Origin of the sequence: Actinobaculum sp. 352 (assembly GCF_003957265.1) — a bacterium.
Classification (GTDB): Bacteria; Actinomycetota; Actinomycetes; order Actinomycetales; family Actinomycetaceae; genus Asp313.
On the sequence record NZ_RQSN01000001.1, the window covers coordinates 99,293 to 122,917 of the forward strand.

Annotated in this window: 21 protein-coding genes; 12 read left to right on the top strand and 9 right to left on the bottom strand. The window is 59.1% G+C overall.

Translation table 11 applies throughout. The features are described from left to right. The first annotated feature begins 504 nt into the window (after positions 1–504). Entirely contained in the window at positions 505–1,182 is a 678-nt protein-coding gene (locus EKN07_RS00405; protein WP_126145388.1) for a helix-turn-helix transcriptional regulator, read from the top strand. 416 nt (positions 1,183–1,598) lie between these two features. On the opposite strand, the gene EKN07_RS00410 is transcribed toward EKN07_RS00405, so the two are convergent. Together EKN07_RS00410 and EKN07_RS00415 are read right to left on the bottom strand one after the other, a co-directional pair. Next, positions 1,599–2,357 carry a class I SAM-dependent methyltransferase gene (locus EKN07_RS00410; protein ID WP_126145389.1) on the bottom strand — a complete coding sequence of 253 codons (759 nt, stop codon included), beginning with the start codon at positions 2,355–2,357 and terminating at the stop codon, positions 1,599–1,601. A gap of 450 nt (positions 2,358–2,807) precedes the next feature. Next, entirely contained in the window at positions 2,808–3,317 is a 510-nt protein-coding gene (locus tag EKN07_RS00415; protein WP_206435638.1) for a MerR family transcriptional regulator, read from the bottom strand. Between the two features lie 110 nt (positions 3,318–3,427). Between EKN07_RS00415 and EKN07_RS00420 the strand changes: the two genes are divergently transcribed. The 3 genes from EKN07_RS00420 (at position 3,428) to EKN07_RS00430 (ending at position 5,999) form a co-directional block, all read left to right on the top strand. Further along, complete coding sequence (locus tag EKN07_RS00420; protein ID WP_108715327.1) at positions 3,428–3,811, top strand: carboxymuconolactone decarboxylase family protein; 384 nt, start codon at positions 3,428–3,430, stop codon at positions 3,809–3,811. Positions 3,812–3,998: 187 nt separating this feature from the next. After that, entirely contained in the window at positions 3,999–5,324 is a 1,326-nt protein-coding gene (locus EKN07_RS00425) for an ATP-binding protein (RefSeq protein WP_108715328.1), read from the top strand. A gap of 6 nt (positions 5,325–5,330) precedes the next feature. Beyond that, entirely contained in the window at positions 5,331–5,999 is a 669-nt protein-coding gene (locus EKN07_RS00430; protein ID WP_108715329.1) for an RloB domain-containing protein, read from the top strand. 48 nt (positions 6,000–6,047) lie between these two features. Here the strand turns inward: EKN07_RS00430 and EKN07_RS00435 are convergent, their stop codons facing one another. The 3 genes from EKN07_RS00435 to EKN07_RS00445 form a co-directional block, all read right to left on the bottom strand. Beyond that, positions 6,048–6,407 carry a hypothetical protein gene (locus EKN07_RS00435; protein ID WP_125482431.1) on the bottom strand — a complete coding sequence of 120 codons (360 nt, stop codon included), beginning with the start codon at positions 6,405–6,407 and terminating at the stop codon, positions 6,048–6,050. A 242-nt stretch (positions 6,408–6,649) separates the two neighbouring features. Continuing rightward, positions 6,650–7,048 carry a nuclear transport factor 2 family protein gene (locus tag EKN07_RS00440; RefSeq protein ID WP_108715331.1) on the bottom strand — a complete coding sequence of 133 codons (399 nt, stop codon included), beginning with the start codon at positions 7,046–7,048 and terminating at the stop codon, positions 6,650–6,652. 4 nt (positions 7,049–7,052) lie between these two features. Next, positions 7,053–7,895, bottom strand: a complete 843-nt coding sequence (locus tag EKN07_RS00445) for an SDR family oxidoreductase (RefSeq protein WP_205647320.1) — start codon at positions 7,893–7,895, stop codon at positions 7,053–7,055. A 260-nt stretch (positions 7,896–8,155) separates the two neighbouring features. Between EKN07_RS00445 and EKN07_RS00450 the strand changes: the two genes are divergently transcribed. Together EKN07_RS00450 and EKN07_RS00455 are read left to right on the top strand one after the other, a co-directional pair. After that, a complete protein-coding gene (locus EKN07_RS00450; protein WP_164505454.1) occupies positions 8,156–8,800 on the top strand; it encodes a TetR family transcriptional regulator in 645 nt (214 codons plus the stop codon). A 917-nt stretch (positions 8,801–9,717) separates the two neighbouring features. Then, positions 9,718–10,218: a GNAT family N-acetyltransferase gene (locus EKN07_RS00455; RefSeq protein ID WP_126145390.1), complete on the top strand. Its 501-nt coding sequence runs from the start codon at positions 9,718–9,720 to the stop codon at positions 10,216–10,218. Between the two features lie 60 nt (positions 10,219–10,278). Here EKN07_RS00455 and EKN07_RS00460 read toward each other — a convergent pair whose 3' ends face one another. Next, a complete protein-coding gene (locus EKN07_RS00460; RefSeq protein ID WP_126145391.1) occupies positions 10,279–10,680 on the bottom strand; it encodes a helix-turn-helix domain-containing protein in 402 nt (133 codons plus the stop codon). Between the two features lie 294 nt (positions 10,681–10,974). Between EKN07_RS00460 and EKN07_RS00465 the strand changes: the two genes are divergently transcribed. Both EKN07_RS00465 and EKN07_RS00470 read left to right on the top strand, forming a co-directional pair. Further along, the gene (locus EKN07_RS00465; RefSeq protein WP_126145392.1) at positions 10,975–11,667 is read left to right on the top strand and encodes a DsbA family oxidoreductase; all 693 of its coding nucleotides are present in this window, start codon (positions 10,975–10,977) and stop codon (positions 11,665–11,667) included. After that, positions 11,640–12,287 (top strand): MBL fold metallo-hydrolase, encoded by a 648-nt coding sequence (locus EKN07_RS00470; protein WP_206435639.1) that lies wholly within the window; start codon positions 11,640–11,642, stop codon positions 12,285–12,287. The genes EKN07_RS00465 and EKN07_RS00470 overlap by 28 nt, the downstream gene beginning before the upstream one ends. A 215-nt stretch (positions 12,288–12,502) precedes the next feature. Here the strand turns inward: EKN07_RS00470 and EKN07_RS00475 are convergent, their stop codons facing one another. Continuing rightward, positions 12,503–12,967, bottom strand: a complete 465-nt coding sequence (locus tag EKN07_RS00475; RefSeq protein WP_126145394.1) for a hypothetical protein — start codon at positions 12,965–12,967, stop codon at positions 12,503–12,505. 1,378 nt (positions 12,968–14,345) lie between these two features. On the opposite strand from EKN07_RS00475, the gene EKN07_RS00480 reads away from it, so the two are divergent. Then, a complete protein-coding gene (locus EKN07_RS00480) occupies positions 14,346–14,843 on the top strand; it encodes a flavodoxin (protein WP_126145395.1) in 498 nt (165 codons plus the stop codon). A 463-nt stretch (positions 14,844–15,306) separates the two neighbouring features. Then, on the top strand, positions 15,307–15,978 hold the full coding sequence (locus EKN07_RS00485; protein ID WP_126145396.1) for a CPBP family glutamic-type intramembrane protease: 672 nt from the start codon (positions 15,307–15,309) through the stop codon (positions 15,976–15,978). Positions 15,979–16,227: 249 nt separating this feature from the next. Here the strand turns inward: EKN07_RS00485 and EKN07_RS00490 are convergent, their stop codons facing one another. Continuing rightward, on the bottom strand, positions 16,228–17,472 hold the full coding sequence (locus EKN07_RS00490) for a dicarboxylate/amino acid:cation symporter (RefSeq protein WP_108715339.1): 1,245 nt from the start codon (positions 17,470–17,472) through the stop codon (positions 16,228–16,230). 214 nt (positions 17,473–17,686) lie between these two features. Next, complete coding sequence (bsh, locus tag EKN07_RS00495) at positions 17,687–18,634, bottom strand: choloylglycine hydrolase (RefSeq protein WP_126145397.1); 948 nt, start codon at positions 18,632–18,634, stop codon at positions 17,687–17,689. Between the two features lie 630 nt (positions 18,635–19,264). On the opposite strand from bsh, the gene EKN07_RS00500 reads away from it, so the two are divergent. Together EKN07_RS00500 and sucC are read left to right on the top strand one after the other, a co-directional pair. Continuing rightward, a complete protein-coding gene (locus EKN07_RS00500) occupies positions 19,265–21,919 on the top strand; it encodes a UvrD-helicase domain-containing protein (RefSeq protein ID WP_126145398.1) in 2,655 nt (884 codons plus the stop codon). 338 nt (positions 21,920–22,257) lie between these two features. Continuing rightward, positions 22,258–23,535 carry an ADP-forming succinate--CoA ligase subunit beta gene (gene sucC, locus EKN07_RS00505; RefSeq protein WP_126145399.1) on the top strand — a complete coding sequence of 426 codons (1,278 nt, stop codon included), beginning with the start codon at positions 22,258–22,260 and terminating at the stop codon, positions 23,533–23,535. The last annotated feature ends 90 nt before the right edge of the window (positions 23,536–23,625 follow it).

Here is a 23,625-nt window from a genome sequence, read left to right on the forward strand (position 1 = left end):
ACGGGGCACCGGCGCAGGTGGCGTCGGTGCCCTCGTCATATTCGGGCGCGTTTGCCGTGGCCGGGCATTCATTGCAGCTGGGCGCAATTCACTGCGGCTTGGCGTGATCATTGCTGCTTGAGGTGTGCGTCGTGGGTGGGCCGTTCGTCAGCAGGTGCTGCTTCCGCATGTGTAGCTTCGATCGGCCCGTCTGCAGTCCGCAATCAGCGCGGCGACTGTCCCGTGTGTGCGGCGTCGATGGAGTGAATGGGGCCGAGCCTATGAGGCGTCGCTGCTGGTTCGGCGTGTGCGGAGTTGATGCGAGGTGCTTACAGCTGTCTTGCGATATGGTTGAGCCCTCCCGCGCAACTGCCGGTTGCGGCGGAAAATGCAACCGGTTGCAGGCAAAAGTGCAAGCTGAAGTTGGTAGCCGCAACCGGGGTGGTAAGGCGAGTATTGGTGTGCAGCTGCTCAACTGATGACCAACGAGCACATCGGAAAGCTCGACAATGAAAGGCTTAGTTCATGAAACTTGAAACCGCGAAACGACTCTACGAGTACCGGAAGGCTTCCGGCCTCTCGCAGGAACAGGTGGCAGCGAGAATTGGTGTCTCGCGGCAGGCTGTCTCGAAATGGGAGTGCGCGGAATCGTCTCCCGACACGGACAACCTCATCGCCCTCGCGGTGCTCTATGGCGTGACCGTTGACGAACTCCTATTCGCCGACCCGGAGAACATGACCTTCGGGGCATCCCGCACGAAGGAAAGTGGACTCGGCCGGAGGTCCGCCGAAGACTCGGCGGGATTCTCGGCCGCAGCTGCTGGCGGTCGCGTCCCTGGGCAGGCAGGAGTTTCCGACGACGTCGACCCCGGCACCTCCGAGGCGGCAGACGGTGAAGCGGCGTATGTCGACGTTAATGCCCACGCGGCATTTGAATCCCGTGCAGAGGGTAATGGGACGGATGGTTTCGACGGTTCCGAGGACTATGCGAGCGGCGGCACCTGGCAGCGTCCGGACAACCCGGACGAGGATTATGTTGATGTCAGCTTCACGCGGGGTGTGCACGTCCGTGACTCCAAGAGCGGTGAAGAGGTGCATGTGGGCTGGGACGGTATCCATGTGGACAACGACAAGGAGCATGTGCATCTGGACTTCGGATTCCTCGCGCGCATGATCCGCGAGTTCCGCAAGGACCAGCCGTGAAGCGGAAGGGATAACCGCAAGGCGGGAGGAGCAACCGCGAAGTGGAAGGTCGAACCGCGAGACGGAACGGCCGACCGTGGAGCGGAAGGGCCAGACGCATAGTGCAAGGAACAACTGCAAAGCGGGAGGACCAACTGTGAAGCGGAAGGGCCAGCCGTAAAGCGATAGGGGAGTGCTGCGCGGCGTCGAGGCGATTTGGTTATCGCATGATCGGCGCCGCGCAACACCGTTCCTATGGTGGGAATCGCGGACCGCAGCGGCTACCGGTGGGTACCGTGAGGCCAAGCCCCGCCAAAACCGGGAATTGCGGATGCGAGTGGTTGCCCTGTTCCCGATTCCGGCTCCGTGCCTTGCCTTCCTGCGGGCTTTGTTTCCCTAGTGCCTCTTGCTTACCGTTTCTTGCTTACCGCTTCCGGTTACTTCTTCGCCACAATCAGGAAACGGTGGATGGTGCCCGCCACCTCGCCGTCGCGCTCGATCATCTGCTGCATGGTGAGCAGTTGATCGAAGCAACGGTCCACCGAGAAACCGGGGAACTCCCACTCCATAATGCGGGCGAACCAGACGAAGGCGCCGACGTCGTAGAAGACGATCGGCCGATAGGCCTCCTCGGCTTGGATGATTTCAAAGCCCGCCGCTTCAAATTCCCGCCGCTGCTTATCCAGATACAGATGCGGATACGGCTGGGGCGTGCCCGGCAGGACCATCTCCACGAGGTCGGCATCGTTGGCGCCGCCCACTTGTTCGGTGACGAACAGCCCGCCGGGTCGCAAAAGCCGCCAGGTCTCTGCCGCGTCATAGTCGCCATGGCGATTAATTACCAAGTCGAAGGCGCCGTCGCGAAACGGAATGTTGGCGGCATTGTCGCACTCCGCGAAGTGGATCCCCAGAGGCACTAAGGTCTCCCGGCACAGGATGACATTCGGTGGGTAACCCTCGGTGGCGCTGGTTCTCGTATGCGGGTGATTCAGCGAGAGTAAGAACTCGCCGCCGCCGGTATCGATATCCAGCAACTCGGTGTCGTCGCGCACATAGCTTCGGACGATCGCCTCGTAATCCCATGGAAGATCGTGTTCCTCCGTGTACCGGTCATGAATATGCGAGAAATCCCAACCGTGGATGTGGGCGGCGTCCTCTTCGCGTTTCCAGGATACGCGCAATTCATCAATGTTCATGTCTGCCCTTTCAAAAGAAGTCTGACTGTTCCTTTGATCGGTACAGCTCGGGCAACGTCTCGGTGGGGCATGCCACCCGTGTGGGGCGCGCTACCCCGTGGGCGCATACTGTCTGCGAAGTGGGTGGCGTGCGGGCAGCGGGTGAGTACCCGTGTCGGGGGATCATTCCGCCGCGCCGGTGCCTATCGCAGCTCACCGCTCATTCTGTTCCTCGATACAGCGTGTTGCCTCAGAGCTGTACCGAGCAGTTCCGTCGTCGCATCACTTTGCTCCTCCATTGTGCTTGCGCACTAGTTTCGCACGAATTGTCAGTGTGGCGCCGCCGTACACGCAGCCCGTGGGCGCGCGGCTAGACGCTACGGCGTCACCTCGACATTCCTCTTCGACCTGGCCCCGCCCTGGCGCGGTCCGTACTTCGCTCAGCCCGATCTGCACCTCGCATGGCCTGGCCTAACTCCCCTCCGTGTGGTCTCCGCTCGGCCTGGCTTTGAGCAGTTTCTGGTAGTGGTCTATCTTGTGCTCGAGCCTGCCGAGGTTTTCCTGCCAGCGGGCTATTTCCTGCTCAACATTCTTGCGATGCTCATGCAGCATTGCCATTCGTTCCGCCAGCGTTTCATCGCCACGCGCACGGAGATCTGCGTAGCGCTTAATGTCGGCAAGTGGCATGCCGGTTGCTTTGAGGCGGCAGATGAATTGCACCCAGGCGACGTCTTGCGAGGAGTAGTCGCGGTGACCTGACTTGTTGCGGGCGGGGGAGAGAAGGCCACAGCGCTCGTAGTAGTGCAACGTGCTGGTGGGCAGCCCGACCTGTGTAGAGAACTCGCCGATTTCCATGGGATCCTTCGTCTTATTGATATCCGAGGTGGCCGTTCGAATTACCTTGACGCTGAGTCTGCTACGCCATGGCTCAGCGTTGGTCGCGGTGTAGCGCTGACGCTCGAACAGAGGTGACCGCCACACGGTACCAATTCTGCGAAGGTTCTCTTGACCTCAACCGTGGTTCAGGTAAGAGCATAGCAGTGTCGATTACGCAGAGAGCGTTCGTCCGACACCAGCAAAGGAGTTACCACATGGAGGAGAAGAATCGATTTGAAAGAGGAATGGAGACTTTGCGGGAGGTGGATGGAAATACCGGGCAGGAGGTTGTGGAGGCCCTTGAGGACGTAGCTCCCGACCTTGGCCGATACATCGTCGAGTTCGCATTCGGCGATGTCTACTCCAGGCCTGACCTCTCATTACGTGATCGTGAGCTTGTCACACTCGCCAGTCTGTGCACTCAGGGCGATACGGCGCCGCAACTGGAGGTTCATATCAACGCCGCGCTGAACGTGGGTCTTTCGCGGCAAGAGATCATCGGCTGCTTTATCCAGTGCGTTCCTTATACCGGATTTCCACGAGTGCTCAACGCAGTCGCGGTGGTACGACGGGTCTTTGCGGCACGTGAGCATTCCTAACGGTCCGAGTGAAGGAAACTCGCCAACGTGGACGCAAGAATTACATCGAAAGGCGTGATGTGCGGAAAGAATGCTGCAGCAGAGATCACATGAAACCGCTGGACAACGCGGCGCCGATTTTGTACATTTGATGCAGAAAATTTGCCACAACCGCTTTTGTGGCTGTCGTGACCGATAGGAGGATGCAATGTTGCGGTTCTTCCGTCTTCAGAATTGGAAGTCTTACTACGAGCCCGTTGAGTTCTCCATGGTGGCGACCCGAGAGCGGCGTCATGGGGAACGAGTCGCCGCGATGGGGCGCTCTCGTGTGCTTCCTGTTACCGCCATCTATGGTGCCAATGCCGCTGGCAAGTCAACTTTTGTCGATGCCTTGGAGGCGCTGCGGAACTTAGTGGTCGAAGCGCGTGAGCGTGAGGCGCTTCTAGACGTGACTCCGTTCCTTCCGAAAGGGAAAACGGAACCGACAGGCTTCGCAATCGAGTTCGTTGCCCCGGTCAAAAGCGCGAACGGGCGTGAACGAGAGCAGGTCTTCCTCTATGAGGTGTTATTTGATCAGCGCCGGATTCATGATGAATCGCTGGTGCTGGTTAAATCTCAGAATGAGCAGTACTTGTTTGAACGCACGGGTGACGATGTGACCCTCTACGGGGAACTCGATGGGAATCGCGACGCAAATGCCTTCGCGGCCATAATCGCTCCCAATGCCACTTTCCTTGGAGCTCTTGGCGCCGTCGGCGAAGGTATCGTGGCTGCTGCGTATTCTTGGTTCGCGCAGCAGCTCAATATCATCCATCCGGGTTCCGAGTATGTGTACCTTCCGGCGCGCATTGACGCAGATGAAGTTTTCGCCCAAGCGATGAACAAAGGATTGACTCGGGCAGATACCGGTATCTCACGGCTGGGATTTGAAGACATGAAAGTCGGCGCCCTTCCCCTTGAAGCAGCGGACGTGAAGAAGCTTGTCGAAGCGCTGCGAAACAAGGGCGGCTCTTTCGTCATCGGCACGGACAATCGGGATTGGTCGCTGCTTTCTGTGGCCGATGACGGCATGCCGATTGTTAGAAGGCTTGTTGCTGTTCACGAAGTGGAAACAGGGCCCGATCAGTATGACGAGGGTTTTCAACTTCCGCTACGGGAAGAGTCCGACGGCACGCAGCGCTTCATGAATCTACTGCCGATTCTCTTCCAATTGCGTGACGAGGATGCACGGAACATCTTTGTGGTGGACGAACTTGAAAACTCCATGCACCCCAAACTGACGGAAGAGTTCATCGCGTCTTTCCTTGGATCTCTGGATAATGACGACCGCCGTCAGCTTATCTTCACAACGCATGAGATCCAGCTCATGCGCTCGGGGCTCTTGCGTCGCGACGAGATTTGGCTGGCCGACAAAGCTGATGGAGAGTCCCGTTTGACCAGGCTTTCCGATTTTGCCGACGTTGGAGTGCGCAAGGATGCTGACCTGCTGTCGTTTTATATGTCTGGACGCATCGGCGGAGTACCCAGGGTGTGATACGCGATGGCAAGGAAGAACAAGAGTCGACCGCGAAGCGTCCGAAAGGGTGTAACGCCGGGTTCACGTCTCCCGCGCGAGCCAGTCTTCTTCTGTGCTGAGGGATTAACGGAGGTACAGTATGTCAAAGCATTGCTGCAGTATCGGTATAAGGATCTTTTCGTCGCGCAACCTATTGGTCGCTCCGGACTGAAGACTTCTCTCGTCAATCTCATTAACAGTGCTCGACTAGAAGAGCGCAAATGGAGACGTTCAGATCGTCACCGGGCAATCTGGATTCTGTGCGATGCAGATGAGAATGCCGTCCATTTACACGAACTTGAAAAATGGCTGGCGGAGTCCGATACGCACCGCTGTGCGATTCAATCGCCTGCGATCGAGGGATGGTTCTTGCAACACTTTGATAACCCCGCGCGGCCAACGACCAGTCGAGAGGCACTGGCGCTGTTGCAAAAGAAGTGGCAGCCATACAGCAAGGGGCAAGAAATCCCCTCGTGGCTTATCGAGAAAACTGAGGAAGCTTGCCGTAGAGAACATGAGTTTTTGCGAAGCGTGCCTGCGAAAGTGGGAAGTTCATGGCCGCCTGATCGAGTAAGTCAGTTGGTCAATTTCGTCGCCTATCTGGACCAGCGAGCGGAGAAACTGCGTTCGTGGAGGCCGCCGACTTCCCGTTGATGCGAGCTCGGGTTGTGATCCCAGCACGGGTGCCCGGAAGTGCAACTGTCACGCCCCGGGTTTCTCCGGGTCAACCTGGTGCCAGAGGTAGGGGCGCAGTTTCTCTCGCAGCGCTGCATGCGGTTCGTCGTCGGGCAGTGGGCGGTCCATTGAAGCGCAAAGTTCTTCGAAGGCTTCGTTCTCGGCGTCGGTGAGGTACGAGTACAGCTTCATGCGCTGAGCATTGAGCATCTCTTCAATGCCTTCCTCGGCAAAGGTAATAGCCAGCGCATATGCCCGGTTATCTGGATCCCTGCGCCGCTGCGCACGGTGCACGATGCGGTGGATTTTCTCCAGCAGATAAGCACACTGAACGAAATCGTCCATCGTGACCGCGACATATGCGCGTGTTTCGTCTGCTTCCTGCATCCTGGCTCCCATGGCTACGCAAGTCCCCTATGCTACGGCCCATTCCTCTCGAATCATCGGGTTTTCCTCCATTTTCCGGGTATATCGCGGAGTTTTGCGGAAGACCCGGAGAATCGGCGAGGGGCGGCTTGCTGGCGACAGCGCGTAGATGCCCTACAGCGCGTCGATGCCCTAAAGCGCGTCGACACCTCAGGCAGGTCAATATCTCACGGTGCTCCGATACCTCATGAGGCGTCAATACCTCAGTACGTTGACGCGCGAGACTCCGTCAGCAGCCAGCGCTCGCCCTCTTTGCGGGCCGTGAGGTCCTGCTGCAGTCTCCATGTGTTCCTTCCGCCTCCGAACACTGCGGCGTTCACGCGTGACCTGCCACGGATGAACGCAGACCGACCGTCAGGGGCGATTGTTACATCGATGGATTCATGTTCGGCACTGTAGTAGTTGAGCGTTCCGTCGAGGACGGCCGCAACGTAGGCGGCTTTCAGCTGGCGCATGCCCGTCATATGCACCAAGCTGTAGTCCTCTGCCAACAGCTCCGAAATGGCCTTGGCATCCTTTCTTATTGATGTCTCCCACAGGTCGCGATAGAGCTGGGCGCATTCGGCCTCATCGCGGTGTCGCTGTTCATCACCTTTCGACATGCGTTTACGCCTCCTGGGGTTGGAGTGGTCCGTAGTAGTAACTGGCGGTCGCGCCGCCGTCGATCAGGAAGTCGCTGCCGGTGATGAATGCACCCTGCGGTCCCATAATGAACTCGGCCAGTGCGCCGACTTCGTCGGCGGTACCGGGGCGCTGCGCTGGGCACTTGGCGAACATGTTCTTGTAGAAGTCGCCCCGCGGTCCGTTGAACTCATCAATGGCCAGCGGAGTGACGATGATTCCGGGGGAGATGGAGTTAATGCGAGCTCCGCGCTCACCCCAGCGCACGGCTTCGTACATGACGCGTTTCTCATTGCACCGTTTGGCCAGTTGATAGGCGTGCAGAGTATCGCGGACGTTTTCCGGCTGCAGCAGCGGCAGTGAGAGTAAATCCTCCGTGGGCGTCGTCGCCAATTGGCGATCCTCCTCGGCGGTCAACTGCGGCATGCGCTTGCCCGATTGGCTGGAGATCGTTACTCCCACGCCGCCCGGGGCGATAACCCTGCCGACCTCTTCCAGCAACACGGCTGTGCCGTACAGGTCCACTTTCAAAATGGTTTCGATCGGTGCCTGGCTGGGGGAGACCCCTGCGGCATTGATAAGGGTAGTGATGGATCCGAGTTCCTGTGCGCGAGAGATGGCGTTCACGATGGAGGCGCGGTCTGCAAGATCCATTTCATAGGATTCGACGTCGAAGCCGGCGTTGCGCATGGTCGAGGCAATCGCCTCGGCGTTGTCCAGAGACTTATCCGCCACGAGAATTGCCTTTCCAAAGCCGACGCGGCGGGCGATTGCCGTGCCGATCTGCCCGGCTCCGCACAGTAGTACGACTTCTTTATCCGGCATCATATGCACCCTTCTCTAGTTCTGATGGCTTCTTCTGGTGCCTCGGCTGCTCGATGTTCTTCACCGATGTCCCTAACCGCCGATGCCTCTCAACCGTATGGCTCATGCCACCCAGCGCGCCTCGCCGGTCAGACCGAGAGGACTTGCGCTTACGCCGAGACCAACACCAATGTAGGTGACAGTCTGTCGCTAATTTATGGTAGGAGATGCTACGCCACCGTGCAAGGGGATTGTTAGGATTCTCAGTGACGAAGGAGAACTGTATGGCCGACTACCTCCGGGCCCGCTCAGCCGAACAGAAGAGCGAGCGCATGCAGGCGATCATGGATGCTGCTGACGGATTGTTCAACCAGCGGCCATACCATCAGATCACGATGGGAAGCATAGCCGCCGAACTCGGATGGTCACGTTCGAATCTCTACAAGTACGCCGCCACACAGGAGGAGATCTTCCTGGCGCTCCACTCGCAGAAGAACCGCGACTGGTTGGCACATTTGGAACAGGAACTGTCTGCTGCGCCGCTGGCGACCGAACAGTTTGCGCGCATATGGGCACATGTGACCGAGGAGCATGCAGGCTTCTTGCGCTACCAGGAGATTCTCACATCGATTATCGAGTCGAATGTGACCCCAGAGCGACTGACCGACTTTAAAGGCGGCTTCGCCGAGATGACGGTGCCAATCACCGAGATCCTCTCCCGCCAGTGTGGCATTTCGGCGCAAGCTGCTCTTGAACTCTACTTGCGCCTGTTGTACCAGGCCCCCGGACTGTATAACCACTTCCATTCTTCGCCGATGACGCGCGCCGCTATTAGTGCCGCCGGTCTGCCCGCCGTGCGGGGAAACTTCGCCGATTCGTATACCGAATTCGTGCTGATGTGCCTCGAGAATGCTGCCTCGGCGGGCTGATGCCCCGGCTCCGGCAGTAGAAGAAGGCCTCCTGCCGTAGTGCGGATACCGGGCCACCATGAGGCAGGCTTTCACGGAGTCCAACTCCACCCAGCGCCATCTGGCTGCAACCAAACCGCCTCAAGGCAGACTTCCATGGTGAAGCCGACGGTCCCCCTAGCAGGCGCCGCGGTGAACGAGCAGGAGACAGAAGGAACAAGAGCTGAAACTGCGTGTGCTCTCTACAAGCTTTTCGGCGCGTAGGGCTGACGAGCTGCCGCCTGGTGCGCTCCACGATGAATTCTGTTTCGTCGGAAAGACCAACGATGAACTTTCGTTGGTATGCGCTACACAATCCACTCCGTGGGGTCGGTTTCGGCGCGACGGCGGCTGGCAGACTTTACGAGTTGAGAAACCCGCGTTCTCCTTGGTCGGAGTCTCGATGGAGTTATATCAACGAGACTTGCGAGGAGCGTTGTCAGCACCTTCACGGATTCGACCTACAACACCGACTAGGGCCTGGTCGAAGTCGGTGAGCTGGAGAAGGTGGGCGCATTACTGCGGTTGCATTACTGGCGATTGCATTACTGGCCGTGGGACGCGCTGCTAGCCGCAGTCACCGAGACTCCGTAGTCAGTTTCTCTCTATTGACATCAGAGAGGAGCACATGGCCGCGTTGACCCGGTGGCCGCGTTGACCCGGTGGTCCGTTGTCTCGGTGGTCCGTTTCGCCGGGTAGTCCGTTGCCCCGGTAGTCCGTTGCCCCGGGCAATACGTTGCAGCCGGTAGGCGAATTCCGGTAGAACATACTCACGGCTTGCTACTCAAGCCGACGAAGAATACCCATGTGAACGAAGGGGTGATTGGCATGAAGAGCATGCGTGTCAGGAGGGTCCACGGGATTTGACCCTCCACTCAATGACGGAGGATTAAATCATCATGACATTGCCAGAAAGTGGCAACAGCACAGTTCATTACGCCACCGGTCATACCGATAGGCTGATCACCGATTTCACAGAGCCGATTTTCGCGGCTGCCTTTCAGTGTTACTTCGCCGAGTTGGGCATCGAGGTGCCGGATTGGGGCCGCCTGTTCCGGCAAATGAACGACGAAGGCTCGAACACTGCTCTCCTAAGGACCGCCGCTGACGGGCGGGACATCGGATTCATTCAATTCCAACCCATCGAGTTCACGAGCTGGTTCTTCCGGGAGACCTGCGGCTTCATACGAGAATTCTGGGTTGCCGAGGACGTCCGTGGCGGCGGGCACGGCGCAGCTCTGCTCGGGTTGGCGGAAGCTCACTTCGCGCGGCAGGGGATACATACCAGCATTCTGACGACGGATACTGCGCCAGACTTCTACCGGAAGCGGGGATATATCCAAGCGCCAGGTTGCGAAGCGAGGAACGGCGACGCCGTATTCGTCAAGCGTCTGGACTAGCGACAGGGCGTGAAGCACGGCCGGGCTGCTCTCGCCACGGCAAACGAGTGCGCCGTCGCCTTATCCGCGAGTGCTTAGCCTTTCGCGATAGGCACGCATTTGTTCTCGTTCCGAGGTGGAGAAGTCGAAGGAGTGTTCACTCCAGTCCCACATCGCTTGGAGGATTGGGGTGAACCCTTCGGCGCGCTCGGTGAGGCGATACTCCACCCGTGGCGGGACCTCGCCAAAATCAACGCGTTCCAGGAAGCCGTCAGCAACCAGTTCGCGCAGCTGCTTTGACAAAGTCGACTCCGAAATATCGCCCAATCGACGTTTGAGTTGACCAAAACGGTGGATGCCCTCAAGGCAGATGTAAAAGAGGATCTCAATCTTCCACTTCCCGCCAATGACTCGTTGCAGTGCAACGATGGCCGGGCACCAAGTGGTCTCGGTATCTTCTGGGGTAGCCGCCTTCCTTGCCATGTGTGGCCTCCTTCGCTTCGTCCTGCTTGGAAGAAAATCCGGTTGATATAGGTCTCAGGCGCCCTGGCGCTCTGTGGGCACATGCAGGTGCCACGCCAGCTACTGTTCGCGCCAGTCTTGGGCGTCCTAGCGCTCCGCGGGCACACGTCACTGTTTGACAAGCCCGATCGGGCATCGCACCAACGGCTCGCCATCCGATCATAGCGCGAATAGTACTCCAGAAAAAGACAGTACTACCGATTTGCCGAGCACGAACATAGGATCAGGATCAGAACCGATTCCAAAGGAGATGACATGAAGATCACCTACTGGTCCGACTACGCCTGCCCATACTGCTACATCGCAAAAACGCGCCTGAAGAAGGCCGTGGAACGCGTCGCGCCACAGGAAGCTGTGGAATTGGAGATGAAGTCATTCGAACTGTATCCGGACGCGCCGCAGAAAGTCACGACGACGACGCTGGCGCGGTTCGCACACAAATACGGCCTGACCATGGAACAGGCAGAGCAGCGGATCGACGGCATTTCGGCACTCGGGCGCGCAGAGGGCATCGACTTCAAATATGCAACCACATTGAACACGAATATGCTGGACGCGCACCGCCTGACCAAGTTGGCGCAGAGTCTGGGGAACACAGCCCTGGAAGAGATCCTCTTCCGAGCCTATTTCGTGGATAATCGCGTGTTGGCAGATCATGCCACTTTGCGCGAATTGGCGGCGGAGGCCGGACTGCCGGCGCAGGATGTTGAGCGGGTGCTCAACTCCGATGAATTCGCAGATGAGGTTCGTGCTGATGAAGATCAAGCAGCTGCCTTGGGTGTGCACGCAGTGCCGTTCTTCGTCGTCGACGGGACCTACGCCATCGAAGGGTGCCAGCCGACCAGTCAGATGGTAGCCGTGTTGCAGGAGGCGATAGCGATCGCCGCTGAGAAATCCGAGAGCGAGCCGCAGGGTATGGTGTGCGGCCCGGATCAGTGCGCCATCTGATGTTGACCGCCATTTACTCGATCGCGGTTACGGAAGTTTTTCGCACACTCGTGTACTTCATCGTGCATGAGCCGACGCGTCACGCTGTGATCATTGATCCGGGTGCGCAGGCAGAACGGATCGCGGAGACGGTAACCGCACATGAGTGGACAATCGACGCCGTCGTGCTCACGCACGGCCATTTCGACCATTTCAGTGCCGCAGCCGCGATGCGGGAGAGATTCCAGGTACCCATTCTGGCGCACAGTGCCAGTGCGGCCTACCTGGGCGACCCGGATCTGAACTTGTCGGCTCGCCACGGTCGGCCCCGTACGCTCGACGGCGTCGAGTTCCTGGCGGAGGGGGAGGAACTTCCGTTTGTGCAGCCCATGACGGTGCTGCATACCCCTGGTCATACGAACGACTCGGTGACCTATTACTGCGAGGAGGCCGGGGCGGCGATTGTGGGCGACACGGTCTACGAGGGAGGGCCGGGCCTGACAATCTTCCCCACGGGCGATGAGCGCAAGCTGGCGAGGAGCCTGGCCGGCAAGTTGTTAACACTTCCCGGTCACACGATGCTCTTGTCGGGACATTCTCTGCCGATTAGCGTCAGAGAGCTGCAGCAGGCAATCGCATGATAGGCGAGAGTACGGTCGTGCCCTTCCGAAGCGCCGGTGCTGGTTCTGGCGTAGGCCGTCCAGTGATCGGTGCAGATGGCGATCTGTCCATGCAATGGTCGGCATGTTGAATGCCGCACCGGGCGGAGAAGCGCGCGGTGGTGCGGGTTTGTATACAGCCTGAGTTCGTAGCAGTCCATGGCTAGACTGAACTAGCAGCTCGCGGTTGGATCGGACTAGCAGCCCATGGCCAAGCCGATGGCGAAGAAAGTTCCTGTGGACGTCTCGACGTCGACGAGGTCAATGGCGCCCAGCGGCTCAATCGCGGTGACTTCACAGGTGCCACCCCAAGCGACCGCGTTGCTCTCGGGGCCCGCGGCGAACATGGCGACGGGTATCTCGCTGCCCACGGCGAGGTCCTGTGCTTGCACCCATTTGCCGCCGCTGACAAAGTGTTGGGCGGCCGCGGTAGTGAGATGCCGTCCGTCGTCGAAGAAGAAATGAAGAGCTTCTTGCCGTGTGCGGCAGACGCGGGTGACGGCGGCGTTGAAGCTGAACATCGTCCAGGGGAACTCTGTGGCAGGGCCTTCTGGATTTCCGAAGGAAAGGAGGGTATCGCCCACTTGTAGGTCCGCGACTCGAACGTGAGTAATGTCGGCCAAGGTAACGTCGGCGTATGGGTCGAGTCCGGAGAGTGACAAGGGGGGGGTGGATGACGGAACGAGGCTAACCCCGGAAGTTGAGGCGGAGGTGGCCGAAGGAGGCGGCACAGGTGTAGTGGGTATGGCGGTGTTCTCGGGCGTCTGAGGCGTATTTTTCCGGAATAGGCGCATGGTGACCTTCTCGGTGAGTGGCTATGACTTTGTAGCAGTCTAGCTCGGGAAATGCGGCACTCGCGGGCGTGGTCCGATGTGCGGGTCAACACTCGCCTGGGTCGATCACATGGCTGCGTAGGTGGTGGTTCGGCTTGGCGTCGCCGTCCTGGCGTAAACACGGGATTGGGTAGCGTATGCGGGAGTGTGCTGCGGAAATGTGTAGTGGGGCAGCGTCCAGTTCACGGAGTCGGTGGCAGTCGGCCGCGGATGTGTCCAAATCCCGTCCAAACGAAAGGTGTTCGGTCCAAGCAGCCCGCGAGATCCGCGTCATTCCGCCAGTCCTTAAACTGAACCATTCAATATTTTCCTCGTTTGGACGGGATTTGGACATCATCGACCGCTGAGGCCCTCCGCTGGGCATCGACGGGGCCCGTTCTGGGACAGTGGGCACCTTTAGTCCCACGACTGCCACTGATGCGAGTTCATCTCTCACCATTAACGAAGTGTGGGGAGGCTACTTGTAGCGCTCGCGTCTGCGGCCGACACGAATGCAAGGTACGGGGATGACGGCAGGCCATGTAAGCTGCCTCGCCGTATGTGACGACGGGGCACGACTACGCCGACCTGATTGGGTGCCTGCCTCTGCCCTGCCGCGTGTGATGGGGTGGACTCCTTGGCAATTGAGGCGAAATCGCCCTAGAGTGACTCGTGATGCCTCTTCGCATGGCTAGTGATTTCGATGGTCCTGCAACGGCCCGCAGGGCTGCGCGCGGTCCGAGGGCAATTAGCCAAGCGAGGTGATTGACGGCGAAAAGGCTGATAAGCGCATCGTGCTGAACCTCGTCGGTAAAGTGACTGGCCGCAGGAGAGTGAGTGAATGCCCGGTGGCTAGAGGAGTGCCCAGTGGCTACTGGCCGAGCGTGCTGATTGGCCGCAAAGGGCGATAGGCGCACGGGCAGTGAATAACCTGGCGAGACAACTCTATCTGAGGGGTGTGATCCGAGAGATTGTTGTCCGGCCAAGGGCCGTTGGCCGCCTCACAGGTTGTGGGCTTTCGCGCCATGCGTGGACAGGACTGCAGGAGGCAGACACGGATCCTGTGTCCGCACGCTTTCCCAACCACACGGTTGCACGAACGGCTTCGGAGCAGTCAGCGGAGATGCGCGTTGCGGGCATATTCCCGTCACGCTGTGAAGAGAGTAGCGGTTGTCGACGACGGAAAGAATCTCGGCCGCAGGCCCACTATGAAAAGGACAAATAAAGCATGACCATCCAGAACTCGTCCGCGAAAACAGCTGTCGTTTTCTTCTCCGGCAAGGGGCACACACGCGAAATTGCCCAGCGGCTGGCCGGTGAGTTCGGCGTAGAGGCGGAAGAAATCGAACCGGCCGAGCACTACTCGGACGCCGATCTGAACTACACGGTGGACGATTGCCGCGCCAATCGCGAGTCATTCGACCCGCAGGCAAGGCCCGCGTTGGCAGCCGACATTCCGAATGTGAGCGGCTACGACATCGTGTTCCTCGGATACCCGATATGGTGGGGCGACGCAGCTGCACCACTGCGCACGTTTGTTGAGAGTGTCAACTGGGCAGGCAAGACCGTCGTGCCGTTTTGTACGTCGGGCGGTAGCTCAATCACACGGTCCGTATCAACGTTGTCGTCGCTGGCGGGAGCCGGAGAGTGGCATCGTGGTATCTGGATCAGAGCACACGCATCCGGCGAGGCCATCGCAGCCGAGTTGAAGCGCGCAGGTTTGTAGTCCTGTACCGGTCTTGCTTTCGTGCGCTGGCGAATTATGCAAGGGGGTCACTGCAGGCGGTTGGTGGTGTGCAGCGGTGCTCGCCACCGACCTTACCGCGCTGCCAGTGGACTGTGTACTCCTCGTAGACCGCCGGTCGAGCTCCTCTTTCGTTGAGAATAGAATCGCTATGCCGTGATACGAAGGTGGTGCGATGGCAAGGGATTGTCCGATCGTCACCGTCTGCGTCAGCATGTGCTCGCGTCTTATGGCGCCATTCCCGCTATCTCTGCTAATGTGCGGCGTGTTGATTCTTCAGTACGTAGCCGCGCCGCGTGACGATCAGACGAGGTGAAGGAGAGCCAAAGTCGTGATAGAGAGTTGGAGGAGTCGCAGAAAGACGGGAACTCTGCGATGGTTCGATGTACAAGCCTTGACCGTGATCCTCTGGGGACGGAGCATCATCGAATCTACGATGATGTACGTGGCGTATTTTCGTGAGCCGACGGCGCCGGAAGAACCGGTAGTACTCGGACCTACGGTTCCCGAAGAGCCCGGCAATACGGAGCCGATGACGATCACCGAAGACGGGGAAGTAGTTTTTTCTGTGGAGGCCAATTACGGGGCACTGGCACGGGAATTTGGACTCTTCCTCATCGCTATGCTGTACCTCTATTTGCGGCGTTTTGACTTCCGCACCTGGAACGTTCGTTTCACCTGGACGACGCCTCTGTTCGCTTGTTTACTCTTTTTGGGGGGAGCGCTGCTCTATGACATGTACTTTCTGCTCACCGCGCCGCTGGCTGAGAAACTTCCGTTCCCTGGCCCGATTGGAGCATCTTTCAACGAGGAGACTGTGTCGAGGGTCATCTATGGCCTTTTCAACGGCATGTGCGAGGAACTGTACTTCCTGGGAATATGCCTCGCGGTGGCGCCCAAGCATCTTAAGTGGGTATTCCCGTTTTCGCTGCTGGTACGCGTTGGATTCCACACCTATCAAGGGACGATTTCTGCGTTGGGAATTGGCTTAGTGCTCGGAAGTTTCATGTTCCTGGCGTATCGCTATTCAAAGGACAAGAATCTGCTCCCGTTCTTCCTTGCCCACTCAATGGGTGACATCTTCGGGTTGGGAGTACTGCCATACATCTGGTCATAGAGCAGAAAACAGTGCTGAACTCGGTGCTCGTAGTGCGGGAAACACCGGCGCCCTCTTCGCACTACCGGTACTGTCGTTCGCAGCACGAGGCACATCTGTATACAGCAGAGTGCCGGTGCCGAGTACCCCTGATTTCCACGAGGCGCATCTGTATACAGCAGAGTGCAGCAGCGTGTCGCATGAGTTCTGATACTTCAAAGAAGGTGCTGCTGGTTGCCTGCCAGAAGAGGCGTGGAACGACAATGTTCATCAACAGCGCGCTAATTCGCTCCCTCCTGCGGTGGTGTTGAGTGCCTTGTCGCTGAAGATATCGACGGACTCGGTCATTTCCGGTATCTTCTTCCGCTCCACGTAACCAGTCATAAACAGGGTCAAGGCACCGTCGCCAGTGATATTGCACGCGGTGCCGAAACTATCCTGCAGGGCGAAGATGGTCAGGATGAGCGAAGTACCGGTTGTGTCGAAGCCGATAATTCCTGTTATCAGTCCAAGAGACGCCATTACGGTGCCTCCCGGCACGCCGGGCGCTCCAACCGCGAAAATCCCGAGCAGGAGGCAGAAGAGAATCATGGTGGACAGGCTGGGCAGCGTGCCGTAGAGCATCTGTGAGATCGTCATGACGAAGAAAACTTCGGTAAGCACGGACCCACACAAATGGATGTTGGCAAACAGCGGGATACCGAAGCTGACCATGTCGCGGCGCAGCGGTTTGGCCTTTCCCGCGCATTGAAGAGACACCGCCAGGGTCGCACTGGAGGACATGGTCCCGATGGCTGTGAGGTAGGCGGGGCCCCAATGCCGCAAGACCTGCAGCGGATTCTTTCCCGAATAAGCTCCCGCAATGCCATAAAGTACCGCAAGCCAGATGTAATGACCGGCGATAACAATGACAACAACGACGAGGAAGACGGGCAGCTGCCGTGTAATGCTGCCCTCGTAGGACAGACCGCAGAATGTTGCCGCGATGTATACAGGCAGAAGTGGGATGACGATCTTGGTGACAATCACCAGTACCATTCGCTGGAACTCGTCAAGCAAACGGATGAAGGTCTTTGCCTTTGTCCAAACTGCGGCAAGCCCCAGGAGGATTGCCAGAACAAGTGCGCTCATCACGCTCATCACCTGCGGGATGTCCAACTGGAAGACAACCTCGGGTAACTCGCGCAGATCGTCGGCAGTGGAAGCAATGGACAGTCGCGGCACAATGAGATATCCGGCCGCCGTCGAGAAGAATGCTGCGCCAATGGAGGAGAGGTAGGCGATAAGCACTCCCACGCTCAGGATGCGGGACACGTTGGACCCAAGTCGCGTGATCGACGGAGCGATAAAGCCGATGATGATAAGCGGCACGCAAAACATGATGAGCTGGTTGAGCACATACTGGATGGTGACAACCGCATTCATCACGGGTTCGGTGGCGACGAGGCCAACGAGGATGCCGATGATAACGGCAACGAGAAGAATGAATGGCAAGCTGGTCAGCATTTTTCGCATGAGAACCTCCCTGGCGAAGAGGCAACCCCGGGTAAGAGGCGCCGTCCACGGCGGACCCTTTGCACATTAGGGAGGGTGGATTGCGTGACGCATCTTTGGCCACAGTGTGGACGGTGCGGCCGCTGCTTTCGCTCCGACCGCGCCGATCCATTGTTGCACCGCGCCGGTCGCTTGCTACAAGATGACTATTCTGCTCAGTTGTGCGTGCCTTGAACTAGGCCGTGATGAGATTTGTTGCGTCCAGGTCAAAATCGCAGAGGCGGGCCGAGCTGATCTCCGGGTTGTCGTAGTTCGACCAGTAGTAGGTTTTCGTACGAGCGGAGAAGCCGCTGGTGTACACTGTCTTTTCGAAATCACCGTTGCTCATGCGTGCAGCTCCTTCGATCATCGCAACACCACCAAGCGTGTGGAACAATCTGCTCACATTCTCCTCCTCGCCGTTCTTCGTGGGATAGTGCGCATTGAGATATGCCGCACGCACGAAACGCGAGGGAGAGTAGTAATCGCCTGGAAGTCCACGCATACCCCCGCCGGAACCGTAGGCGGCAAGTTCAGCGCGTGACCACTGTGCCGTAGCGGGGACCTCGGGCGTCAGGTTGAGGTAGTTGCGTAGATTCTCGGCATGCCAGGCGAATCCAGGTTGGTTGGTGAGGACGTCGACATCGTCGTCGAATACCTCCATGCCAGCGATTGTGTACTCCACAACGATGCTGCGCGTGCCATCACCGATGATCCAGTGAAGTAGCGACGACGGATAGAGGTTGTTGACAGGACGGTCGATGATCGCAACGCTGCGCAGTGCCTCCTCGACCTCGTCTACTGAGGCGAAACAGGCGGCGACCCACAGCGGGAACTCGTAGGCCGTGACGTTGATCCTTCCCTCCACTGGGCTGGGCTCGTAAGCGGCGTATCCCGGGAAGTTGAGGCCCGCCACGGCCAGTCCTGCTTCATTGCCACAGTCGAAGTAGAGCGGAACACCCTCCTGCACAATGCCCATGCCGATAATCCCGTACGCAATGGCGGGGACGGCTGCGAAGGGAGAAACTGGGGTATACCCCCGCGGGGTGATTAGCACCTGTTCGCCATAGCCGCAGCTCCAGTCGAGGTTCCGGCCAAAGTACATGTGGCCTTCGCCATCCGTAAACCTGACTCCTGTGCACATAGATGCCTCCTAATCCGATGTTCCGAGGAATCGCAAATAAGTTTCACCTCTATGATATGCGTCTTCCGCGAGGTAGGCGGCGGAATGCACCCTGAAATTCTGTCTTTTCGCTGGTCAGACCCCTGTTCCGTGCAGAGACTCCCGCTCCAGGTGTGGTGTATCGCGGTGAAACCGCGTGTGGATCGACGGCGGAAACGGGACGCGTAAGGATATACACAGGGGATGTGCGAACGCCTCGGGCACGATGGGGAGAGGTGAGCACGAGGGCCTGGTACGGATGGGGAGAGGTGAGAATGAGGGCCTGGTGCGGATGGTACGAGGTGGTGGGAGGAGAGACCCTCGCGCGGGTGCGAGGAGGAGCCCTGCCAGTACCTAAAGAGAGGCAATGTGACATTGGCCCTCGCGCGGGTGCGAGGAGGATCGAGACGTCACGTGGAGAACTCGCGGGGTATGAGACTTTCGCGTGGGTACGAGGAGCAGTTAGCGTGAGCCAACTTCTTCACCTTGCGCATTGGGGATCTCGTCTTGGTGAGAGGAGCAGGGGAGCGGTAGCCGCACTCAGCACAGCCACCGGAGATCTCGTGTGGGAAATGAGGACGGGAGGCGCGGGTGGCGTAGGCTTGTTCCTGTATGAGCTCGACTAATTCTGCATCACGTGACGCCTACTTGGATTCGATGGAGCGCCTGCGGGCGCGCATCGCCCGCTATCAGGCCGGGTCTGACGGCGACGATCCGCTCGCAGTCGGCACCGATGGTGACACGTCACCATCTTCTGCCTCTTCGGGGATAACCGCCAATGGCGCGGCGGAGGCTCCGAGCGCCCCGGCGGAAGGCTCCACCTCTGCGGCAGGTGCGGCTATTTCCCCGGCGGCGAGGGCACGTATGGCGGGAATCCTCTCCGGTTTGAATCCGCGCCAGCGGGAGGCCGTTGAACACGCGGGTGGTCCGCTGCTCGTCGTCGCCGGAGCCGGATCGGGGAAAACACGCGTTCTCACTTCGCGCATTGCCTACCTCATTGCCTCCGGCCGCGCACTACCCGGTCAGGTGCTCGCCATCACCTTCACCAACAAGGCGGCCAAGGAGATGCGGGAACGTTTGGAGACTATGCTCGGGGGCCTTTCGCGTGCCATGTGGATTTCGACCTTCCATTCTGCATGCGTGCGGATCCTGCGAGCGGAACACGCCGCACTCGGCATGCGCTCCACCTTCACCATTTACGACGCTGCCGATTCACAGCGGCTCATGAATATGGTGTGCCGAGAAGAAGGCATTGATCATCGCGCTTTTCCCCCGAAAAAGCTCGCACGCCAGGTCTCAGATCTGAAAAATGAGCTCACCACCCCGCAACAGGCGGCGGACCGTGCCAGCGATCAGGCCGGTCAAGTGCTTGCGCAGGCGTATGCCGGCTATCAGCAGCGGCTTAGACAAGCCAACGCCATGGACTTTGACGATCTCATCATGTCCACGGTGGAACTACTCCAGACTCGCCCGGACCTGGCCGAGCATTATCGGCGTCGTTTCCGGCATATCCTCGTGGACGAGTATCAGGACACCAATCACGCCCAGTACGTTCTTATCCGTACCTTGACCGGTACCGAGGATGACCCTGTGCACGGCGAACTGACCGTGGTTGGCGACGCCGACCAGTCGATCTACGCCTTCCGCGGTGCCACGATCCGCAATATCGAGGATTTCGAGGACGATTTTCCTCGCGCGACGACGATCCTGCTTGAGCAGAACTATCGCTCCACACAGTCGATTCTCTCGGCGGCCAATGCGGTGATCTCCCATAACCAGCACCGACGTGCTAAGAATCTGTGGACCGATCAGGGTGACGGTGAGAAGTTGGTCGGTTATGTGGCCGACTCGGAAGCCGACGAGGCGAATTTCGTCGTCGAAGAGATTGATCGCCTGCGGGAGACCGCTGGCTACCGCTACGGAGACGTAGCGGTGTTCTACCGAACCAATGCGCAGGCGCGTGCCGTTGAGGAGATGTTCGTGCGCTCGGGCATTCCGTACCGGGTGATCGGCGGAACGCGCTTTTATGAGCGGCGTGAGATTAAGGACGCGTTGGCCTATCTACATGCCGTGGTTAACCCGGATGACACCGTTTCCCTGCGGCGGGTTCTCAATATGCCCAAACGTGGACTTGGTGATCGGGCCGAGGAGGCCGTTGCCTCTCACGCGGCGCGTTTCGGTATCTCGTTCGGAGCCGCGCTGGAAGATGTTGCCCACCCGGATGCCCGGGGCGAGGTTTCCGGTCTGACCGCACGCGCGCGCTCGTCGATTAGCAATTTCGTGGCCGTGCTTGAAAAGGGACGCGCGATGGCTGCGGAGGGGGAGGCGCCTGCCGATATCCTCGACGAAGTCCTGGATGAGGCGGGGTATCTGAAAATGCTGCGGTCCTCCGATGATCCGCAGGATGAGTCACGCCTGGAGAACCTGGCGGAGTTACATTCGGTTGCCGCGGAGTTTCGGACCGCCGACCCGGAGGGGACCCTGGAGCAGTGGCTGGACCAGATCTCCTTGGTATCTGATTCGGACCAGTTGGCGGACGGGGAGTACGGCGAGGGTGAAACGACACTGATGACCGTGCATACGGCGAAAGGGCTGGAGTTCCCGGCGGTGTTTGTGACCGGTCTGGAGGATGGTACATTCCCGCACATGCGCTCCATGGATGACCCAGCGGAGCTTGCCGAGGAGCGGCGCCTGGCATATGTGGCACTCACGCGTGCACGGCAGCGCCTATATCTGACCCGCGCGGCTACGCGAGCGGCCTGGGGTGCTCCGCAGGAGTTCCCGCCGTCGCGCTTCCTGGAGGAGATTCCGCCTGAGCTGGTGGACTGGCGGCGCGAGCAGTCCAGTCAGGACATTCTTCGTTCGTCGTGGCGAGGCGCGGATACCTGGGGTGAAAACTACGGGCGCCGTGGGAGTGGCGGTGCCAGTTACGAATCGCGTTTCGACGACGACGGTCCCGTGTTCGGTGCGGGGAAAGGATTTGTGCCGGGCAAACTCGGCCTACGTGAGGCAAGCACGGAGAAGGCGGGTACGGCGGTGTTGGCGGACGGCCCGGATGCCGAGGACTCTGCAGGAAGCAGCGCGGGAAGCGGTGGCGCCGACACGCATGGTCTGGCTGTTGGTGATGACGTACGGCATAAGAGCTTTGGCGCCGGCCGGATCGTGTCATTCGAAGGCAGCGGAAAGTCAACCGTCGCCAAGGTAAACTTCCGCTCCGGTGCAACAAAGCGGCTCATGCTGCGTTTCGCTCCGCTGGAGAAGATCTAATTGGACGGGGACAGACCAACCTGACACCAGTCACGGTACGTGCTGTGTACATCTGTGCGCCCAGAGAGCAAGCTCATTGATAACGGTCGAGGTCGTCGCCGTAATAATCACAGGCCTTTGCGGGGATAGCGAGCACTGCGGCAACGGATACGCCGCGTGTACTTCCCACGGCTGAGCGTCCCGCACTCCGGTGCTAAGGGAGGGTAAATCGACATCTCTTACCGCGTGACCCTGAAAGAATCCGGGACAAAGCGGCGGCTTATGCGCCGGGTGAACCCGGTTCCCTCCTCCTTACTTAGCCGGTAACCTAACTGTAGGTTCAGACGAAAGGACATGGGGTGGATCTCTACGAGTACCAGGCGCGAGCGATCTTTGAAGCTCATGGTATACCGGTGCCTCCTGCTCTTCTGGCCGATACCCCAGAGGAAGCGGCCGAGGCGACACAGCTACTTGGAACGCCGGTTGTCATCAAGGCACAGGTGAAAACCGGCGGACGCGGCAAAGCAGGCGGGATCAGAGTGGTCAACGGTTGCCAAGATGCTGCGGCTGCGGCCAACGCAATGCTCGGCCAGAGCATTAACGATCATCCGGTATCCCGTCTCCTTGTTGCGAAAGCCGAACGGGTGGCTACCGAATACTATGTTGCGATTATGCTTGATCGTGCTACCCGTGGCTATGTGGCGCTCTGCTCCGCCGCAGGCGGGGTGGATGTGGAACGCCTTGCGAGCACGCAACACGGCATGATTCGCCAGGATATCGACCTACACATTGGCATCACCGAGGCGGTGGCGCGCGATATTACCGCACGCGCTGGGCTGCCTGGTGGAGTGGCTAAGAAAGTCATCCCGATTCTCGTGAATCTCTGGCGAGCTTTGCTAGACGAAGACGCGACACTGGTCGAAGTCAATCCGTTAGCCGTACTGGCGGACGGCGAGATCATGGCGCTCGACGCCAAGATGACTTTGGATGACAATGCCCGCTTCCGGCATCCGGAGTGGGAAGCTCTGACTGACAACGCGCCAAGGGACCCCTTTGAGAAACATGCCGCGGCCTGCGGCCTGCACTACGTCAGGCTGCAGGGTAGCGTGGGCGTGGTCGGGAACGGTGCTGGGCTCGTTATGGCCACTCTCGACGCCGTGGCCCATGCCGGAAAACACTCCGGTATCGCCCCGGCCAACTTCCTCGACATCGGGGGAGGAGCATCTGCCGCAGTGATGCGCGATGGACTCGAGATCATCCTCGCAGACCCCTCCGTGCAGTCGGTTTTTGTCAATGTCTTTGGTGGTATTACGGCCTGCGATGAGGTGGCTGCGGGAATTGTTTCCGCATTGGACTTGCTGGGGGACGCTGCAAATAAGCCGGTTGTCGTTCGTTTGGCGGGTAACGCTGTAGCTGCAGGACGCCGAATCCTACGAGAATCTGGGCAGGCGAATATCACCGCGGCAGATGCGATGGACGACGGAGCGAAACAAGCCGTTGCGCTTGCACAGCGGGAACTGGAAAAGAATGCTTTGACGCACCGCGCAGAGATAACGGGTGCGACCCGTCGGCCAGCCAACGTGCAGGCAACGGGTGGCGCAGGGGCGTCGGGAAATGCGCAGGCAGCAGATGAGTGACATGCGTGCACCAGGCGACGCGCAAGCGGTAGCCAACGGAGCAATCACTCCCGGATTCTCGGATAGCAACCGGGCTGGACAAGATTAAAA

Excerpts from the sequence above, each read along its gene's own strand:
- EKN07_RS00405 (WP_126145388.1), top strand. The coding sequence starts at position 505 with ATGAAACTTGAAACCGCGAAACGACTCTACGAGTACCGGAAGGCTTCC.
- EKN07_RS00410 (WP_126145389.1), bottom strand. The coding sequence starts at position 2,357 with ATGAACATTGATGAATTGCGCGTATCCTGGAAACGCGAAGAGGACGCC.
- EKN07_RS00420 (WP_108715327.1), top strand. The coding sequence starts at position 3,428 with ATGGAGGAGAAGAATCGATTTGAAAGAGGAATGGAGACTTTGCGGGAG.
- EKN07_RS00425 (WP_108715328.1), top strand. The coding sequence starts at position 3,999 with ATGTTGCGGTTCTTCCGTCTTCAGAATTGGAAGTCTTACTACGAGCCC.
- EKN07_RS00430 (WP_108715329.1), top strand. The coding sequence starts at position 5,331 with ATGGCAAGGAAGAACAAGAGTCGACCGCGAAGCGTCCGAAAGGGTGTA.
- EKN07_RS00435 (WP_125482431.1), bottom strand. The coding sequence starts at position 6,407 with ATGCAGGAAGCAGACGAAACACGCGCATATGTCGCGGTCACGATGGAC.
- EKN07_RS00440 (WP_108715331.1), bottom strand. The coding sequence starts at position 7,048 with ATGTCGAAAGGTGATGAACAGCGACACCGCGATGAGGCCGAATGCGCC.
- EKN07_RS00445 (WP_205647320.1), bottom strand. The coding sequence starts at position 7,895 with ATGATGCCGGATAAAGAAGTCGTACTACTGTGCGGAGCCGGGCAGATC.
- EKN07_RS00450 (WP_164505454.1), top strand. The coding sequence starts at position 8,156 with ATGGCCGACTACCTCCGGGCCCGCTCAGCCGAACAGAAGAGCGAGCGC.
- EKN07_RS00455 (WP_126145390.1), top strand. The coding sequence starts at position 9,718 with ATGACATTGCCAGAAAGTGGCAACAGCACAGTTCATTACGCCACCGGT.
- EKN07_RS00460 (WP_126145391.1), bottom strand. The coding sequence starts at position 10,680 with ATGGCAAGGAAGGCGGCTACCCCAGAAGATACCGAGACCACTTGGTGC.
- EKN07_RS00465 (WP_126145392.1), top strand. The coding sequence starts at position 10,975 with ATGAAGATCACCTACTGGTCCGACTACGCCTGCCCATACTGCTACATC.
- EKN07_RS00480 (WP_126145395.1), top strand. The coding sequence starts at position 14,346 with ATGACCATCCAGAACTCGTCCGCGAAAACAGCTGTCGTTTTCTTCTCC.
- EKN07_RS00490 (WP_108715339.1), bottom strand. The coding sequence starts at position 17,472 with ATGCGAAAAATGCTGACCAGCTTGCCATTCATTCTTCTCGTTGCCGTT.
- bsh (WP_126145397.1), bottom strand. The coding sequence starts at position 18,634 with ATGTGCACAGGAGTCAGGTTTACGGATGGCGAAGGCCACATGTACTTT.
- EKN07_RS00500 (WP_126145398.1), top strand. The coding sequence starts at position 19,265 with ATGAGCTCGACTAATTCTGCATCACGTGACGCCTACTTGGATTCGATG.